Genomic DNA, 15152 nt, shown 5'->3' with positions numbered 1-15152 from the left:
CCGCGTGGCGTCTCGGACGCCTCCCGGCGGGGTCAGTCGTGCCCCGCGAGCGAGGCGAGCGCGGTGCGCCACAGCTCCTCGGAGTGCTCGACCGCCTCGGGGGAGTCGTTGTTGTCCTGCCGGATCGTCACACGCGTGCCCTTGGGGTCCGGGGCGAGCGTGATCGCGACCTCGTGGTGGTTCTCCGGGACGTCGGGCACGCCGCTCGCAGGGGAGTAGTGCGTGAAGCGCAGCGTCCGGGGTCGGTCGACCTCGAGGACGGTGCCGTGGTCCTCGAAGTGCTTGCCCTGGTACTGGCCCTCGAACGTGATGGTGCTGCCCGGCTGGTAGTCCGTCTCGACGTTGGCTCCCAGCATCCAGGTCGCGGAGGGGTGGACGAGCTCGGCCCACACCCTCTCGGGGCGGGCGGCGATGTGGATCGAGGCGGTGGCGACGAGTCCGGTCATGGGACCTCTCCTCTTCGAGCGGTTTTCCCCGACCGTAGCCCTCGGGGCGGGGGTCGGCACGTGCGGGTGCGCGCCGAGCGTGCAGTTCGGGCTGTCTCGAGCGCCCGGCGACAGCCCGAGCTGCACACTCGACGCGTGCACCGACCCGGCCCGGCCGTCCACGACGTCACGCACGGCCGGCCTCGTCCAGGACGTCGCGCACCAGGGTGACCACGTCGGCAGGGCGGAGGAGCTGCGCACGGTCGACGACGAGCACCGTCCACCCGCACCGCCGCAGCGCGCCGTCGGGCGCGATATTCAGCCCACCTCGCCGAACGCCGCCGCGAACCGCGGCAGGCTCGCCTCGAGCGTCTCCATGCTCGCCGTGAGCGAGATGCGGAACCGGCCCGGGGTCTCGAAGTACTTCCCTCCCAGGACCAGGACGTCGTGGTCGGCGAGGAGGGCCTCGAAGGCGCGGTCGTCGGGATCGGGGGAGCGGGGGAAGAGGTAGAACGTGCCCTCGGGGCTGTGCAGGTCGTAGCCGATGTCTCGCAGCCCGGCCACCATGAGGTCGCGCTTGCGCTGGTAGAGCGCGACGTCGAACGGGATGCGCTCCAGGAGCGGCAGCGCGTGCTGGAGGACGGCGTTGGGGAACGCGTAGCCGATCGCGATCTGGAGCGCCTCGATCGCGGGCCGCAGGCCCTCCCGCCCGGGCAGGGTCGGCGGGACCGCGAGGTACCCGATGCGCTGGCCGGGCGCGAGGAGCGTCTTGCCGTAGCTGTAGGCCAGCAGGGTCCACGGGTAGACCTCTGCAGGGCTGTGGAACTCCGTGCCGTCGTAGACGATCCGGTGGTAGGGCTCGTCCGACACCACGAAGACGCGGCGCCCGTTCCGCACCGACGCCTCGTCGAGCAACGTCGCCAGACGGCGCAGCTCGTCCAGGGGGTACACGCGTCCGGTCGGGTTGTTGGGCGTGTTGACGAGCACGACGCGGGTGCGCGGCGTGATCGCGTCCGCGATCGCGCCGAGGTCCAGGTCGAACGTCTCGGGGGAGACCGGCACCTTGACCGGTACGAGCCCGGCCTCGCGCACGATCACCTCGTACGCGAACCAGGGCGGCACGCTGTAGACGACCTCGTCGCCCGGGTCGCACACCAGCTTGAGCGCGAGGGCCAGGGCGGTGAATCCGCCCGTGGTGAGGTGCACGTCGTCGGGCTCGAAGGGCAGGTCCACCACGTCCCGCAGCGACTCCGCGGCCGCGGCCCGCGCGGCAGGCTCGCTGACCTTGTACCCGAACCAGTGCTCGTCGCGCGGGACGGCGCTCGCGCGCAGCGCCTCGACGTACTCGGCCGGGGCCGGGTCGTGCGGGTTGCCGAACGTGAGGTCGAGGACACCGGGGCGGGCCCGGCGCTCGGGATACTCGTGCGCGAAGAAGCCCAGCAGGACGTCGAACGGTGTGGACCGCGCGAGGTCGCGCACGCGTCGGGAGATCGTCTCGTCGGCCATGGGAGCTCCTCGCTCGGGCGACGGCAGGGTGGACGGCGGTGTCCGTGAGTGGTCGCCGGGTGGCGACGGGCGGCGGGTGGCAGGGCCGCGAGGATCAGGCTGTTCCACGCTAGCACCGGGCCTGCGGGCCGGCCGGGGGGAGCCGGGAAGGCCCGACGGCGAGCCCGTGCTCGCGGTCGAGCGCATCGAGGAGGTCGAGGCCCCGCCTGGGGCCGAACGCCCGCGCGACCGCCACGACGCGCGCCAGGCGGACCGGGCCTGTCGGCGCGAGGGGTTCGAGCCAGAGGTAGAGCGTGGCGATCTGCGGTCGCCGGGCTCGAGGTCATCGGCAACCTCCACCCGCTCGGCGAGCCCGCGGGCGAGGACGTCGTCTCCCGCTTCTACGACTCCCTGGGCAACACGCTGGACTACGCGTACGAGCTCGCCGGTGACCGCCTGACGATCTGGGCAGGGGCCAAGGGTGGGCCTGCCTACTTCGAGGGCCTGTTCGACGCCGACGGTGACTCGGTCGTCGGGGAGTGGGTCTACCCGGGCGGGGGCGTCGCTGACAGGAGCTTGCCACTGTGCCGAGTGTGCAGTTCGGGCTGTTGATCCGCGCAGGTGGCAGCCCGAACTGCACACTCGACGATCGGGGAGGCCCGACGGCGCCGCTCGGCCCGGGCGTTTCCCGCCCCGTCGAGGGACCTGCCGTGGGCGACCTCACACCGTTTCCTGACGGGCCGACACGTTAGGATGGTTCGTCTGTCCGACTTCGTAGTTGGGGCGGTCGAACGGTCTGCGGCATCTCGCGACACGTCTCGATCCGGGCTGGAAACCCCACGATCCCCGCTGCGTCCCCGAAGGTCGGTCATGCCCGTTTCTCCTCCCTCCACCTCTGCGCCCTCGGCCCAGGTGGTCCCTCCCTCCGCCGAGCCCCACGGCTCCGCGCCGGTCGAGCAGTACGCGCCGGTCGAGACCGGCCCCCGTCGCTGGTGGATCCTCGTCATCCTCGCGCTGACACAGCTCCTCGTCGTGCTCGACGGCACGATCGTGAACATCGCCCTCCCGCAGGCCCAGGTCGAGCTCGGCCTGACCGACACGCAGCGCCAGTGGGTCGTCACGGCCTACGCGCTCGCCTTCGGCGCACTCCTGCTCCTCGGCGGGCGGGTCGCCGACTACTGGGGTCGCAAGCGCACCTACCTGCTGGGCATGGTGGGCTTCGGGGTCGCGTCGCTGCTCGCGGGGCTCGCGCGCAACGGCACCGAGCTCGTCGCGATGCGCGGTCTCCAGGGTGTCTTCGCCGCACTGCTCGCGCCCGCCGCGCTCGCGCTGCTCACGGTCTCGTTCCCGCATGGCCGCCAACGGAACACCGCGTTCGCGGTCTTCGGGTCGGTCGCGGGGGTGGGCGCCGCTGTCGGGCTGGTCCTGGGCGGTGCCCTGACCGAGTTCGCCGACTGGCGCTGGTGCCTGTGGGTCAACGTCCCCGTCGTGGTGGTCGCGCTGGTCGCGGGCCAGCTGCTGATCCGTGAGAGCAAGGCCGAGGGGGACAACCGGTACGACGTCCTGGGGACGGTCGTCGTGGTGCTCGGCCTCGGCTCGCTCGTCTACGGGTTCACGCTCGCCGAGCACAGCTGGGCCGCGCCCGAGACGGTCGCGTGCCTCGCGGCGGGCGTCGTCCTCCTGGCGCTCTTCGTGTGGATCGAGTCGCGCGTCGCGCAGCCGCTGCTCCCGCTGCGCGTCCTGACGGACAGGGTCCGCGCGGGGGCGTTCCTGCTCCAGGCGATCTTCGGTGCGCTCATGATCGGTGCGCTCCTGTACCTCGCGCTCCACCTGCAGATCGTCATGGGTCTCTCGCCCCTGCAGGCGGGCCTGGGCACGCTGCCCATGACGATCATGACGCTCGTCCTGGCGCCCGTGGTCACGCAGCTTCTTGCGCGGTTCGGGCCGCGGCCGCTCATGATCGGCGGGCCGCTGGTCGCCGCGGTCGCGCTCGTCTACCTGAGCCGGATCACGGTGGAGGGTTCGTACGCGGTCGAGGTCCTGCCGGCTCTCCTCGTGCTGGGCGCGGGCATGGCGCTGGTGCTGGTGCCGCTGCAGAACGTCGCGCTCTCGGGTGTCGAGCCGCACGACGCGGGCGCCGCGAGCGCGACCGTCAACGCGTCGATGCAGATCGGCGGCTCGATCGGGCTGTCCGTCTTCACGACGCTCTACGTGGGCGCCGTCGCCGGGGCGGTCGTCACGGACGAGGCGTCGCAGCTCTCGGCGTTCGTCGACGGCTACTCGGCAGCGTTCGTCGCGACGGCGGTCACGCTGGTCGTGGGCGCCGTCCTCGCGGCCGTGCTGATCCGCGGGCCCCGCGAGCGCCTCCTGCCGCAGGGCGAGCAGGTCGCGGTGCACCTGGGCTGAGTCACGCCGCGGTGGGCGCTGCGCCACCGGGGGTGCCCGACGGCGTCACGCGCCTCGGGTGCGCCCGGCGGCGCGTCGGCGAGTGTGCAGTTCGGGAGGTCTCTCGACCTCCGGGACAGCCCGAACTGCACACTCGACGGTCCGTGCCCGGACCGGACCGGGGTGAGCGACGCCGTCGGGCGTGCTGGGGAGACCTGGCCCCCGGGACCGCGCAGGCAGGACGTCAGCCCGCGAGGAGCGCCCGGATGTCTCGCTCGGCCTGACCGGGCGACGCCGTGCGGCAGCCCTTGTCGACCCAGCCCTGGATCAGGCGCGGCTCGTCGCGCAGCAGCCCCCACCCCCGGCGCAGCAGGGTCAGCGGCGGCTTGCGCGACTCCCCGAGGTCGCGCAGCAGGCGGAACCAGAACGTCATGAGCCGGGGCCTGCGCAGACAGATCGCGTCGGCCAGGATGCCCTCGGCCCGGCAGGCCGCGACGAGCTCGGCCGCGAAGATCCCCTCCGCGATCACGAGGCGCGACCCGCTCACGTCGAGCTGCGTCGTGCCCGTGCGGCGCGACGTCGGGATGTCGTACACCGGGACGTCCGAGCGACCCGTCGTGACGAGCGCGAGCAGCGCCTCCATGGCGCTCGCCGAGTCCCAGCTCCCGGGGGAGTCCCAGTCGACGATCCCGAAGCGCTGCGGCATCCCGGGGTGGTCCACGTCGTGGTAGAAGTCGTCGAGCTCGACGACCGGCAGTCCCAGGCGCCGGGTGAGCGACGTCTTGCCCGAGCCCGACGGCCCCGTCAGCAGGACGATCCGACGGGGTGGGACACGCGTGCCCTCGGGCAGGTCGAAGAGGCCGTTCGTCACCCGACCATTCTCCCAGCCCGCAGACGCACCTGGTGCGCGGCGCCGTCGGGCACGGGCTGGGTCCGGCGCGGGCGCCGAACCTGCACTTTCGGTGGGAGCCCGTACGGGAGTACGTACGTACCGAACCGTGTGGGCGCCCCTGATGTGGGCGCCGCGACGCGCGGCCTAGCGTGACGGCACACGATGCCGCGGCAACGGTGCCGCAGCCGTGCTGGGGAGGCGGTCGATCATGCAACGCAGCAGACGGTCCGTGAGGCGGTGGCTCGCAGGAGTCGCCGCGACGGCAGTGGTGGCGGTACCGCTCGTCGCGCAGGTACCCGTGGCGTCCGCGGCCGAGGCGTGCGCGCCGGCGTGGTCGGCGTCGTCGGCGTACACGGGCGGGAGCGTCGCGTCGTACAGCGGGTCCAACTACAAGGCGTCCTGGTGGACCCAGGGCGAGACGCCGGGGACGCAGCAGTGGGGGGCGTGGAAGATCGTCGGGCCCTGCGGGACGGACCCCACGGGGACGACCGGCGGGACGACCGGCTCCACGGGTGGGACGACAGGGACGACCGGTGGCACGACCGGCTCCACGGGCGGCACGACCGGAGGAGACCCGACCGGCGCCGACCCCGGCACCCCCATCTCCACGAACCCGCAGGAGAAGTGTCGCCCCGACGGGCTCGCCGTCAACAAGACCGTCGACGTGCCCTACTGCGACGTGTACGACGAGGCCGGGCGGGAGAAGCTGCCCAACGGGCTCGACCGCCGCGTGATCGGGTACTTCACGTCGTGGCGGACCGGCAAGGAGGGGACGCCGTCGTACCTGGCGAGCGACATCCCGTGGACCAAGCTGTCGCACATCAACTACGCGTTCGCGCACGTCGGACCGGACTCGAAGATCTCGGTGAACGCCGAGTCGGCGACGAGCGAGGCGACGGGCCTGACGTTCGCGGGCGCCGAGAACGCGCTCGACCCGACCGTCCCCTACAAGGGCCACTTCAACCAGCTCACCAAGTTCAAGAAGCAGCACCCGGGCGTCCGCACGCTCGTGTCGGTCGGCGGCTGGGCCGAGACCGGCGGCTACTTCGGGGTCGACGGGAACCGCGTCGCCTCCGGTGGCTTCTACACCCTGGACACGCAGGCCGAGTACGACGCGTTCGCGGCGTCCGCGGTCGCGATGGTGCGGACCTACGGGTTCGACGGGATCGACATCGACTACGAGTACCCGACCTCGAACGTCAAGGCCGGCAACCCGGACGACTTCCAGATCGCGGACGCCCGGCGCGGGCAGCTCTGGAAGAACTACGAGCAGCTCATGAAGACCACGCGCGAGGCCCTCGACAAGGCCGCCGCGCAGGACGGCGAGTACTACATGCTGACCATCGCGGCCCCGGCGTCCGGGTGGCTGCTGCGCGGCATGGAGGTCTTCCAGATCATGCCGTACCTCGACTACGTCAACGTGATGTCCTACGACCTGCACGGGACGTGGAACGACTTCGTGGGCGGCAACGGCGCCCTGTTCGACGACGGCAAGGACGGCGAGCTGGCGGCCGCAGGCGTCTACGGTGCGTACGACGGGATCGGGTACCTCAACGCCGACTGGGCCGCGCACTACTTCCGCGGGGCCGTGCAGGCCGGGCGCATCAACATCGGTGTCCCGTTCTACACGCGCGGCTGGACCAACGTGCAGGGCGGGACCAACGGCCTGTGGGGCAAGGCGGCGCTGCCCGACCAGACCAAGTGCCCGCCGGGCACCGGGCCCTCGCTGGGCGGCACGTCCAAGTGCGGCAACGGCGCGGGCGGGATCGACAACATCTGGTACGACGTCGACAAGGCCGGGGCGAAGATCCCCGCGGGCGGCAACCCGATCTGGCACATGCTGAACCTGCAGAACGGCAAGGTCGGCTCGTACGCGGCGGCCTACGGCGCACCGACCGGTCCGCTGACCGGGACCTACCAGCACAACTTCGACCCGGTCACCAAGACCGAGTGGTGGTGGAACGCGCAGACGAAGTCGTTCATCTCGGGCGACTCCGACCAGGCGATCCAGGCCAAGGCCGACTACGTGGTCGCGGGTGGCTACGGCGGTCTGATGATCTGGGAGCTGGCCGGGGACTACGGCCTGGACGCGGCGAGCGGCGAGTACGGCATGGGTGACAGCCTCGTGACGCGCATGCACTCGACGTTCTCCACCGCGGCACCCTACGGAGCGGCCAAGTCCAAGACCGCGACGCCGGCGCAGGCGATCGACCTGGGGGTGTCCTTCTCGGAGTTCGCGCTCGGGGACAACAACTACCCGATCAACCCCCGGGTGACGTTCTCCAACAGGTCGACGGTCGCGATCCCGGCGGGGTCGACCATCGCGTTCGATTTCGCGACGACCACGTCCGCGACGATCGGCGAGCAGAACGGCTGGGGCATCACGACGGTCGCGGGGCACTCGGGCAACAACGTGGGCGGGCTCAAGGGGGACCTGCACTCGGCGACGCTCAAGGTGCCCTCGGGCGGCATCCCGGCGGGCGGCTCGGCGTACACCAAGCTGTCGTGGCGGCTGCCCATGGCGCAGATCTCGAACGTCCGCGTGACGATCGGGACGAACACCTACGCCACGACCTACGACCACCCGCGCGGCGTGAAGGTCGTGACCCCGGTGGTCTCCGGCGGGACGACGGGCGGCACCCCCGGGGGCACCCCGGGCGGGAGCACCGGCGGTGCCGGGTGCTCGGCGGCCCCGTGGGTCGCCGGGACGGCGTACAACGGCGGAGCGCAGGTCACGCACGCGGGCCACAGGTGGTCCGCGAGGTACTGGACGCAGGGCAACGCCCCCGTGGCCAGCGACTGGGGGCCGTGGAAGGACGAGGGGGCGTGCTGATCCCTTGAGGCCGGTGCCGAGGTAGAGGGATCGCGTCGAGGTAGAGGGTTGGAGCCCTCTACCTCGACGGCGGCCCTCTACCTCGCGCACGTCGCCGGGCCGGCGGGCTCGCGGCCGGGCCACCGGTCGTAGGCTTCCCGGGTGACCTCCGCCGACGCCCTCGCCGCCACCGCCCTCGACTCGATGCGGTCCTGGAGCCCGCTCAGCCCGGCGCAGGCCGCGCTGCGCGAGGAGTACGTGGCCTTCGTCGAGGAGGGCAGGGGCGACGTGATCTTCCGTGGCGGCGCCGAGCACCTGACGGGGAGCTGCTTCGTGCTGACCCCGGACCTGCTGCACGTGCTGCTGTGCTTCCACCGCAAGGGCCAGTTTTGGGTCCAGGTCGGCGGGCACGTCGAGCCGGGGGACGAGAGCCTCGCGGCGGGGGCGTTCCGGGAGGCCCGGGAGGAGAGCGGGATCGTCGGGCTGGTGCCGTTCGAGCCCGACGGCGCCCCCGTGGACCTGCACCGGCACGCGCTGTCCTCGCGCTTCGGGACCTGCCTGGTCCACTGGGACGTGGGCTATGCGGCGTTCGCGGAGCTCGATGCCCTGCCCGTGGTCAGCGACGAGAGCGAGGCCGTCGCGTGGTTCCGGGTCGACCGGCTCCCGCCCGACACGCCCGACGACTTCCCCGTGCGGCTCCGCACCGTCCTCGAGGAGATGACGCACCGCCGTCGGGCGTCCGCCTGACACGTGACCCCAGGGTCATGTGTACGCTTGTACACATGACCTTCCCGGACCCTTCCGACCAGCGCACCATGCGCGAGCGCATGCTCGCGGGCGACCTCTACCTCGCCGACGACCCGCAGATCGCGGCCGACTCCGAGCGCGCCATGTCGCTCAGCCACCGCCTCAACACCCTGGACCCGAACGACGGCACGGCCCGTCGCGAGGTGCTGACCGAGCTGCTCGGCGCGTTCGGCGAGGGCAGCGACATCCGCCCCCCGTTCCGCTGCGACCTCGGCTACCGGACCACGATCGGCGCCCGCGTCTTCGTGAACTTCAACCTCGTGTGCCTCGACGTCGCCCCCGTCACGATCGGTGACGACGTGCTCATCGGCCCGAACGTCCAGCTCCTGACGCCCACGCACCCCGTCGAGCCCGGCCCGCGCCGCGACAAGTGGGAGGCCGCGCAGCCCATCACGATCGGCGACAACGTGTGGCTCGGCGGCGGCGTGACCGTGTGCCCGGGTGTGACGATCGGCGAGAACACGGTCGTCGGCGCCGGGTCCGTCGTGACCCGCGACCTGCCCGCGAACGTCGTGGCCGTGGGCAACCCGGCCCGCGTGCTGCGCCACATCGACGAGTGACCGGCGTGCGCCGCGTCGACCCCGACCGCAAGGACCGGATCGTCGACGCGGCCCTCGACGTGATCGCCGAGCACGGCGTCGCGGGCACGACCCACCGGGTGGTCGCCGCCGCGGCCGACGTGCCCCTGGGGTCCATGACGTACCACTTCGAGAACCTCGACGAGCTGCTGCGCCTCGCGTTCGAGCGGCACGCGGTCCAGGCCGCGGCGCGCTTCGAGGCGGCCATGGCTGCCGTCCCCGAGGGCGGCGACCCGGTCGAGGCGATCGTCGCGCTCGTGTGCGACGAGTCGGGGAACTACCAGCGGGACCTGCTGGTCGCGCTCGAGCTCTACGTGCTCGCGGCGCGCAAGCCCGCCTTCCGCACCGTCACGCAGCGGTGGATGGCCGCGAGCCGGGCCGCCCTGCGCCGGCACGTGGACGCGGACGTCGTGCCCGACCTCGACGCCCTCATCGAGGGGCTCGTGCTGCACTCCGTGCTGTCGACCGGGCCCGACGGGCGGCCACCGCTCGACCCCGAGCGCGTGCGCCGCGCGGTGCGACGCCAGGTGGGCTGAGCACCCGCTCGCGCTGCCGAGCATGCGGTCGTGGTCCGGTTCGGGCTCGATACCGACGCCAACCGCATCCTCGGCACCGAGCGGGGGCCCGGGCAGCGAGGGAGCGAGCGCTCAGCCCAGCAGGATCACGTGGAGCGTCCGCGGCCCATGCACGCCCTCGACGCGCGAGAGCTCGATGTCGCTCGTCGCGCTCGGCCCTGAGATCCACGTCTGCGGGCGCGTGGGGTGCGCGGCGAGGATCGTCACGGCCTCGGGCAGCGTGTGCACGACCTGCTCGGTCCGCACGACGCACACGTGCAGGTCGGGCACCAGGGTGATCGCGCGTCGCCCCTGGTCGTCCTCGCCGTCCAGGACGATCGTCCCGGTGTCCGCGACGGCCAGCCGCGAGGCGGTCAGGACCGCGTCGACCTGGTCGAGCTCGGCCGCGGTCCGCCGGTCCTCGCGCGAGTCCTGCACGACGGCGGTGCCGTCCCCGAGCGTGCCCGTCCAGCCCGCGGGCACCCCCGGGGGCACGACGACGGAGCGCGCGTCGGCGAGCAGCTCGCCCACGGTGCGGGCCAGGTCGGTCTCGGTCGCGGCCCGGTGCACGATCGCGCGGTAGTCCACGAGCCGGTCGACGAGGATCTCGACCGCCTCGGCCGACCCGGGGGAGTGCTCGCCCGTCGTCCGGTACTCACGTGAGATCGGCGCCTGTGCGGCCACGGCGTCCCCGAGGTGCGCGCCGTCGGTGATGACGGCCGCGCGCACGCGGGCCAGGATGTCGTCGCGCGCGCTCATCGGGGGCCTCCGGTCGTGTCGGGCGAGGCGGGGTCCTCAGGCGAGGCGGGAGGGGCGGGCTCGTGCGCAGCGTGGTCGGTGGCCCACCACTCGCGGAAGCTCTGCTTGGGCAGGACGGGCAGGTCACGGGCGTCGGTCCACCTCGAGCCCGGGAACGGCAGCGACGTGATGCGGCCCTTGCTGCCGCCCAGGACCCGGGTCACGCCGCCGGCCTTCTCGGCGAGCTCGAACCGGCCGGGCTTGGCCATGACGAACGACGCGGCCTTCATGGCCGCTCCCCAGGCCGTGGGTCGGCCCCGGTCCTGGTCGACCTCGCGCGCGCGCAGGTGCACGAGCAGCGACGGGATGTCGATCTTGACGGGGCACACGTCGTAGCACGCACCGCACAGCGTCGAGGCGTACGGCAGCGAGTTGTTGGGGTCCGACTTCCCCGTCGACCCCGTGAGCTGGGGCGTGAGGACCGCACCGATGGGGCCCGGGTAGACCGAGCCGTACGCGTGCCCGCCCACGCGCTCGTACACCGGGCACACGTTGAGGCACGCCGAGCAGCGGATGCAGTGCAGCGCGGCGCGGCCCACCTCGTCGGCCAGGGCCTTGGTGCGCCCGTTGTCGAGCAGGACCAGGTGGAACTCCTGCGGCCCGTCGCCCGGGGTGACGCCCGTCCACAGGGAGGTGTACGGGTTCATGCGCTCGCCGGTCGAGGACCGGGGAAGGAGCGCCATGAAGACCTCGAGGTCCTGGTACGTCGGGATGAGCTTCTCGATGCCCATGACGGTGATGAGGGTCTCGGGGAGCGTGAGGCACATGCGCCCGTTGCCCTCGGACTCGACGACCGCGAGCGTGCCCGTGTCCGCGACGGCGAAGTTCGCGCCGCTGATCGCGACCTTCGCGGAGAGGAACTTGCGGCGCAGGTGCGCCCGGGCGGCCATGGCGAGCTCGCGCGGCGCGTCGGTCAGGTCGGGTGGGGCGTCGCCCATGCGCTCGAGGAAGATCTCGCGGATCTCGGAGCGGTTGCGGTGGATCGCGGGCACGAGGATGTGCGAGGGCATGTCGTCGGCGAGCTGCACGATGAGCTCGGCGAGGTCGGTCTCGAACGCCGCGATGCCCTCGTCGGCCAGCGCCTCGTTGAGCCCGATCTCCTGCGTGACCATCGACTTGACCTTGACGACCTCGGTCTCGCCCGTGGCCTTGACCAGGTCCGCGACGATGCGGTTGGCCTCGGCGGCGTCCCGGGCCCAGTGCACGACGCCGCCGCGAGCGGTCACGTTGCGCTCGAGCTCTTCGAGGAGGTGCGGGAGGTCGCTCATGACGTGGGCCTTGATGGTCGAGCCCGCGTCGCGCAGGGCCTCCCAGTCGGGCACCTCGCCGACGACGGCCGCGCGCTTGGCCCGGATGGTCGAGGTCGCGTGGGCCAGGTTGCGGCGCAGCTGCGTGTTCTGCAGCGCCTGCCTGGCGGCCTCGGGGAAGGTCTCGCCCCAGCGCAGCGGCGCGTCGGGGTGAGGCACGTCGTCGGCCCAGCCGGGGCCCGCGGTGGTGCCGGGAGCGCCGTGGTGCGTGCCGCCGTCGGGCAGGGTCTTCGCGCCCCGACGGGTGGGGAACCCCAGGAAGGTGCTCATCGCGCGGCCTCCTCGTCGTCCGGGCGAGCGTGGGCGCCCGCCGGTTCCGCCACGAGCGTCGGCACGTCCTGCGTCGAGGCCAGGATCTCCGCGAGGTGCATGGTGCGCACGCCCGTGCGCAGCTTCGAGAGGCCGCCGCCGATGTGCATGAGGCACGAGTAGTCGCCCGCCGTGAGGACCTCGGCGCCGGTCGACTTCACGTTCGACATCTTGTCGCTGAGCATCGCGGTCGACGTCTCGGAGTTCTTGAGCGCGAACGTCCCGCCGAACCCGCAGCAGCTCTCGGCGCCGGGGAGCTCGACGAGGTCGATCCCGTCGACGGCCCGCAGGAGCTGGAGGGGCTTGTCTCCCACACGGATCATGCGCAGCGAGTGGCACGTCGGGTGGTAGGTGACGCGGTGCGGGAAGTGCGCGCCGACGTCGGTCACGCCGAGCACGTCGACGAGCAGCTCGGACAGCTCGTAGGTCTTGGCGGCCAGGGCCTCGGCGGTCGCGCCCAGCTTCTCCTGCCCCGCGCGCCGGCACACCATGGCCTGCTGGTGGCGGATCGAGCCGGTGCACGAGCCCGACGGCACGACGATCGCGTCCCACTCCCCGTCGAGCGCGGGCGCGAACGTCTCGACGTGGTTCTGGATGACGGGCACGGCCTCGTCGAAGTAGCCGGTGTTGACGTGCATCTGCCCGCAGCACGTCTGCTGCTCGGGGAAGTAGACCTCGTGGCCGAGGCGTTCGAGGAGCTGGACGGTGGCCCGGGGGGCCTGGGGGAACATCGCGTCGGCGATGCAGGTGGCGGCGAGGGCGATACGCACTGGGGACTCCAGCCGGGCAGGGGGCGGTGGGATTCAGTCTGGTCCCGGCGGACGGCGAGTGCCCGTCGGAGGTGCTGTGCGGCCCTCCCGTCCCCTGCTCGGCGATGAGCAGGCTGTGGTCTGACCACATATTGTCCGAGCCACTGTAGACCATCGCGTCGCTGTGGTCGGACCACATCGGCAGGGTGGGTCAGAACGGGCCCGACACCGCGGCCACGCTCGTCCGGCCAGCCTCGCGCGGCACTACGCTGACCCCGTGCGCACCCACGAGATCGTCCTCGCCCGGATCGAGGCGGACCTGACCGCCGGCCGCTGGGGCCTCGGCGAACGTCTCCCGGCCGAGCGCGCGCTCGCCGAGGAGCTCGGCGTCTCGCGCCCCTCGGTCCGCGAGGCGCTGCGCGTCCTGGAAGCCATGGGCATCGTCCGCACCGCGGTCGGTTCGGGGCCCGACGCCGGCGCCACCGTCATCGACCGGCCCGCCGCAGGCCTCGGTGCAGCCGTGCGGCTGCACGTCGCGTCCGGGACGCTCGTGGTCCGGGACGTCGTGGAGACCCGGGTGCTGCTGGAGACGTGGGCGGTCGGGCAGGCCGCTGCGAAGGCCGCGGGCGCGGGGCTCGCCGAGGCTGTCGCGCTGCTCGACGCCATGGACGACCCCGCCCTCGACGCGGCCCGTTTTCGCGAGCTCGACGCGGCGTTCCACGTGGAGCTCGTCCGGCTCGCGGGCAACGCGCTCGTCGAGGCCGTCATGACCGGGCTCCGCGGGGCGATCGAGTCCTACGTCGAGGCCGGCACGGAACGGCTGGAGGACTGGCCCCGCACCGCGGTGCGCCTGCGCGCCGAGCACCGCACGATCCTCGACGCGGTCGCGAACGGTGACGGGGCGGGCGCGGTCGTGGCCGTGCGCGAGCACATCGAGGGCTTCTACCGCGAGGCGGGGTTGTGAGCCGGACCCCGGGGCGCGGCGCCCGCCCGTGGGCCGCCACGTCGTAGTGTTCCTCTGGGCCTACCCGGTCCGCCGCCCACCCACGAAGGACCCCGCATGACCATCGACCACCTGGACGTCCTCGCCGCGGCGCAGCGCATCTCGGGGCAGGTGCGGCCCGTCGCGCTCGCTCCCATGGACCCGGGTGCCCTGGGTGCCGCGACGGGTGTGTTCGCGCTCGAGCTCATGCAGCACACGGGCTCGTTCAAGGCGCGCGGCGCCCTGAACTTCGTGGGTGCTCACCTCGACGCGGGCACGCTGCCCGAGGCCGGGATCGTGATCGCGTCGGGCGGCAACGCGGGCATGGCGAACGCGTGGGCGGCGCGGGCGCACGGGGTCCGGGCGACGGTGTTCGTGCCCGAGACCGCGCCGCCGGTCAAGGTCGCGCGACTGCGCACGCTCGGCGCAGAGGTCCACCAGGTCGGGTCCGAGTACGCCGAGGCCCTCGACGCCGCGCAGCGCTTCGCGGCCGAGACCGGCGCCCTGGCGTCGCACGCCTACGACAACCCCCTGATCGCGGCCGGCGCGGGCACGCTCCTGCAGGAGATCGTCGCGGCCCGCCCGGACGTCAGCACGGTCGTCGTCGCCGTCGGCGGTGGCGGGTTGTTCAGCGGGGTGGCCGCCGCGGCGCGGCCGCACGGGATCCGGGTCGTGGCGGTCGAGCCCGTCGGCGCGCAGGCACTGCACGCCGCGCTCGACGCCGGCCGCGTGGTCGACGTCCCCGTCGCGTCGGTCGCGGCCGACTCGCTCGGCGCCCGCCGGACGTCCGAGACGGCGCTGTCGCTCGCGCGGCACGGCGACGTCCGCTCGGTCCTGGTGTCCGACGACGCGATCGTCGCCGCGCGCCGGCACCTGTGGGACGAGCGGCGGCTCGTCGTCGAGCACGGGGCCGCGGCGGCGCTCGCGGCGCTCGAGTCGCGCACGTACGTGCCCGATCCCGGCGAGCGCGTCGCGGTCGTGCTGTGCGGGGCGAACACGGACCCGGCGGACCTGGCGCGCTGAGCGGCCGTCAGAGCGAGCGTGGCCCCGGGCGCACGCTCGCCCTGAC

Annotated in this window: 13 protein-coding genes; 7 read left to right on the top strand and 6 right to left on the bottom strand. The window is 73.0% G+C overall.

Annotation, left to right across the window (positions count from 1 at the left end; all coding sequences use genetic code 11):
- Positions 1-32: 32 nt before the first annotated feature.
- Both WFH32_RS16220 and WFH32_RS16215 read right to left on the bottom strand, forming a co-directional pair.
- On the bottom strand, positions 33-446 hold the full coding sequence (locus WFH32_RS16220; RefSeq protein ID WP_191796455.1) for an SRPBCC family protein: 414 nt from the start codon (positions 444-446) through the stop codon (positions 33-35).
- Between the two features lie 297 nt (positions 447-743).
- On the bottom strand, positions 744-1931 hold the full coding sequence (locus tag WFH32_RS16215; RefSeq protein ID WP_336708341.1) for an aminotransferase class I/II-fold pyridoxal phosphate-dependent enzyme: 1188 nt from the start codon (positions 1929-1931) through the stop codon (positions 744-746).
- A gap of 849 nt (positions 1932-2780) precedes the next feature.
- Between WFH32_RS16215 and WFH32_RS16210 the strand changes: the two genes are divergently transcribed.
- Positions 2781-4316 carry an MFS transporter gene (locus WFH32_RS16210; protein WP_336708340.1) on the top strand — a complete coding sequence of 512 codons (1536 nt, stop codon included), beginning with the start codon at positions 2781-2783 and terminating at the stop codon, positions 4314-4316.
- A gap of 223 nt (positions 4317-4539) precedes the next feature.
- Here the strand turns inward: WFH32_RS16210 and WFH32_RS16205 are convergent, their stop codons facing one another.
- Positions 4540-5166, bottom strand: a complete 627-nt coding sequence (locus WFH32_RS16205; RefSeq protein ID WP_191796452.1) for a uridine kinase family protein — start codon at positions 5164-5166, stop codon at positions 4540-4542.
- Positions 5167-5395: 229 nt separating this feature from the next.
- On the opposite strand from WFH32_RS16205, the gene WFH32_RS16200 reads away from it, so the two are divergent.
- From WFH32_RS16200 to WFH32_RS16185, 4 genes are all read left to right on the top strand, one after another.
- The gene (locus WFH32_RS16200; RefSeq protein ID WP_336708338.1) at positions 5396-8020 is read left to right on the top strand and encodes a glycosyl hydrolase family 18 protein; all 2625 of its coding nucleotides are present in this window, start codon (positions 5396-5398) and stop codon (positions 8018-8020) included.
- Between the two features lie 141 nt (positions 8021-8161).
- The gene (locus WFH32_RS16195; RefSeq protein ID WP_191796451.1) at positions 8162-8746 is read left to right on the top strand and encodes an NUDIX hydrolase; all 585 of its coding nucleotides are present in this window, start codon (positions 8162-8164) and stop codon (positions 8744-8746) included.
- Between the two features lie 35 nt (positions 8747-8781).
- Positions 8782-9366 carry a sugar O-acetyltransferase gene (locus WFH32_RS16190; RefSeq protein ID WP_210411027.1) on the top strand — a complete coding sequence of 195 codons (585 nt, stop codon included), beginning with the start codon at positions 8782-8784 and terminating at the stop codon, positions 9364-9366.
- Between the two features lie 5 nt (positions 9367-9371).
- Positions 9372-9920 (top strand): TetR/AcrR family transcriptional regulator, encoded by a 549-nt coding sequence (locus WFH32_RS16185; protein ID WP_318244139.1) that lies wholly within the window; start codon positions 9372-9374, stop codon positions 9918-9920.
- Between the two features lie 111 nt (positions 9921-10031).
- On the opposite strand, the gene WFH32_RS16180 is transcribed toward WFH32_RS16185, so the two are convergent.
- The 3 genes from WFH32_RS16180 to WFH32_RS16170 are packed head-to-tail and all read right to left on the bottom strand — an operon-like array spanning position 10032 to position 13122.
- The gene (locus WFH32_RS16180) at positions 10032-10697 is read right to left on the bottom strand and encodes a LutC/YkgG family protein (protein ID WP_191796449.1); all 666 of its coding nucleotides are present in this window, start codon (positions 10695-10697) and stop codon (positions 10032-10034) included.
- Positions 10694-12313 (bottom strand): LutB/LldF family L-lactate oxidation iron-sulfur protein, encoded by a 1620-nt coding sequence (locus tag WFH32_RS16175; protein WP_336708337.1) that lies wholly within the window; start codon positions 12311-12313, stop codon positions 10694-10696. The genes WFH32_RS16180 and WFH32_RS16175 overlap by 4 nt, the downstream gene beginning before the upstream one ends.
- Positions 12310-13122 (bottom strand): (Fe-S)-binding protein, encoded by an 813-nt coding sequence (locus tag WFH32_RS16170; RefSeq protein ID WP_336708335.1) that lies wholly within the window; start codon positions 13120-13122, stop codon positions 12310-12312. The genes WFH32_RS16175 and WFH32_RS16170 overlap by 4 nt, the downstream gene beginning before the upstream one ends.
- 256 nt (positions 13123-13378) lie before the next feature.
- On the opposite strand from WFH32_RS16170, the gene WFH32_RS16165 reads away from it, so the two are divergent.
- Both WFH32_RS16165 and WFH32_RS16160 read left to right on the top strand, forming a co-directional pair.
- Positions 13379-14065 carry a FadR/GntR family transcriptional regulator gene (locus tag WFH32_RS16165; protein ID WP_191796446.1) on the top strand — a complete coding sequence of 229 codons (687 nt, stop codon included), beginning with the start codon at positions 13379-13381 and terminating at the stop codon, positions 14063-14065.
- A gap of 96 nt (positions 14066-14161) precedes the next feature.
- Entirely contained in the window at positions 14162-15106 is a 945-nt protein-coding gene (locus WFH32_RS16160; protein ID WP_336708333.1) for a threonine/serine dehydratase, read from the top strand.
- Positions 15107-15152 lie beyond the last annotated feature (46 nt).

The sequence above is a fragment of the Oerskovia sp. USHLN155 genome, from assembly GCF_037145535.1.
GTDB lineage: Bacteria > Actinomycetota > Actinomycetes > Actinomycetales > Cellulomonadaceae > Oerskovia > Oerskovia rustica.
The sequence above is the reverse complement of the archived record's forward strand: the minus strand, read 5'-3'. Positions and strand labels throughout refer to the sequence as shown.

What these genes read in the sequence shown, in the direction of transcription:
- WFH32_RS16220 (WP_191796455.1), bottom strand. Translation starts at nt 446, where the DNA reads ATGACCGGACTCGTCGCCACCGCCTCGATCCACATCGCCGCCCGCCCC.
- WFH32_RS16215 (WP_336708341.1), bottom strand. Translation starts at nt 1,931, where the DNA reads ATGGCCGACGAGACGATCTCCCGACGCGTGCGCGACCTCGCGCGGTCC.
- WFH32_RS16210 (WP_336708340.1), top strand. Translation starts at nt 2,781, where the DNA reads ATGCCCGTTTCTCCTCCCTCCACCTCTGCGCCCTCGGCCCAGGTGGTC.
- WFH32_RS16200 (WP_336708338.1), top strand. Translation starts at nt 5,396, where the DNA reads ATGCAACGCAGCAGACGGTCCGTGAGGCGGTGGCTCGCAGGAGTCGCC.
- WFH32_RS16190 (WP_210411027.1), top strand. Translation starts at nt 8,782, where the DNA reads ATGACCTTCCCGGACCCTTCCGACCAGCGCACCATGCGCGAGCGCATG.
- WFH32_RS16180 (WP_191796449.1), bottom strand. Translation starts at nt 10,697, where the DNA reads ATGAGCGCGCGCGACGACATCCTGGCCCGCGTGCGCGCGGCCGTCATC.
- WFH32_RS16175 (WP_336708337.1), bottom strand. Translation starts at nt 12,313, where the DNA reads ATGAGCACCTTCCTGGGGTTCCCCACCCGTCGGGGCGCGAAGACCCTG.
- WFH32_RS16160 (WP_336708333.1), top strand. Translation starts at nt 14,162, where the DNA reads ATGACCATCGACCACCTGGACGTCCTCGCCGCGGCGCAGCGCATCTCG.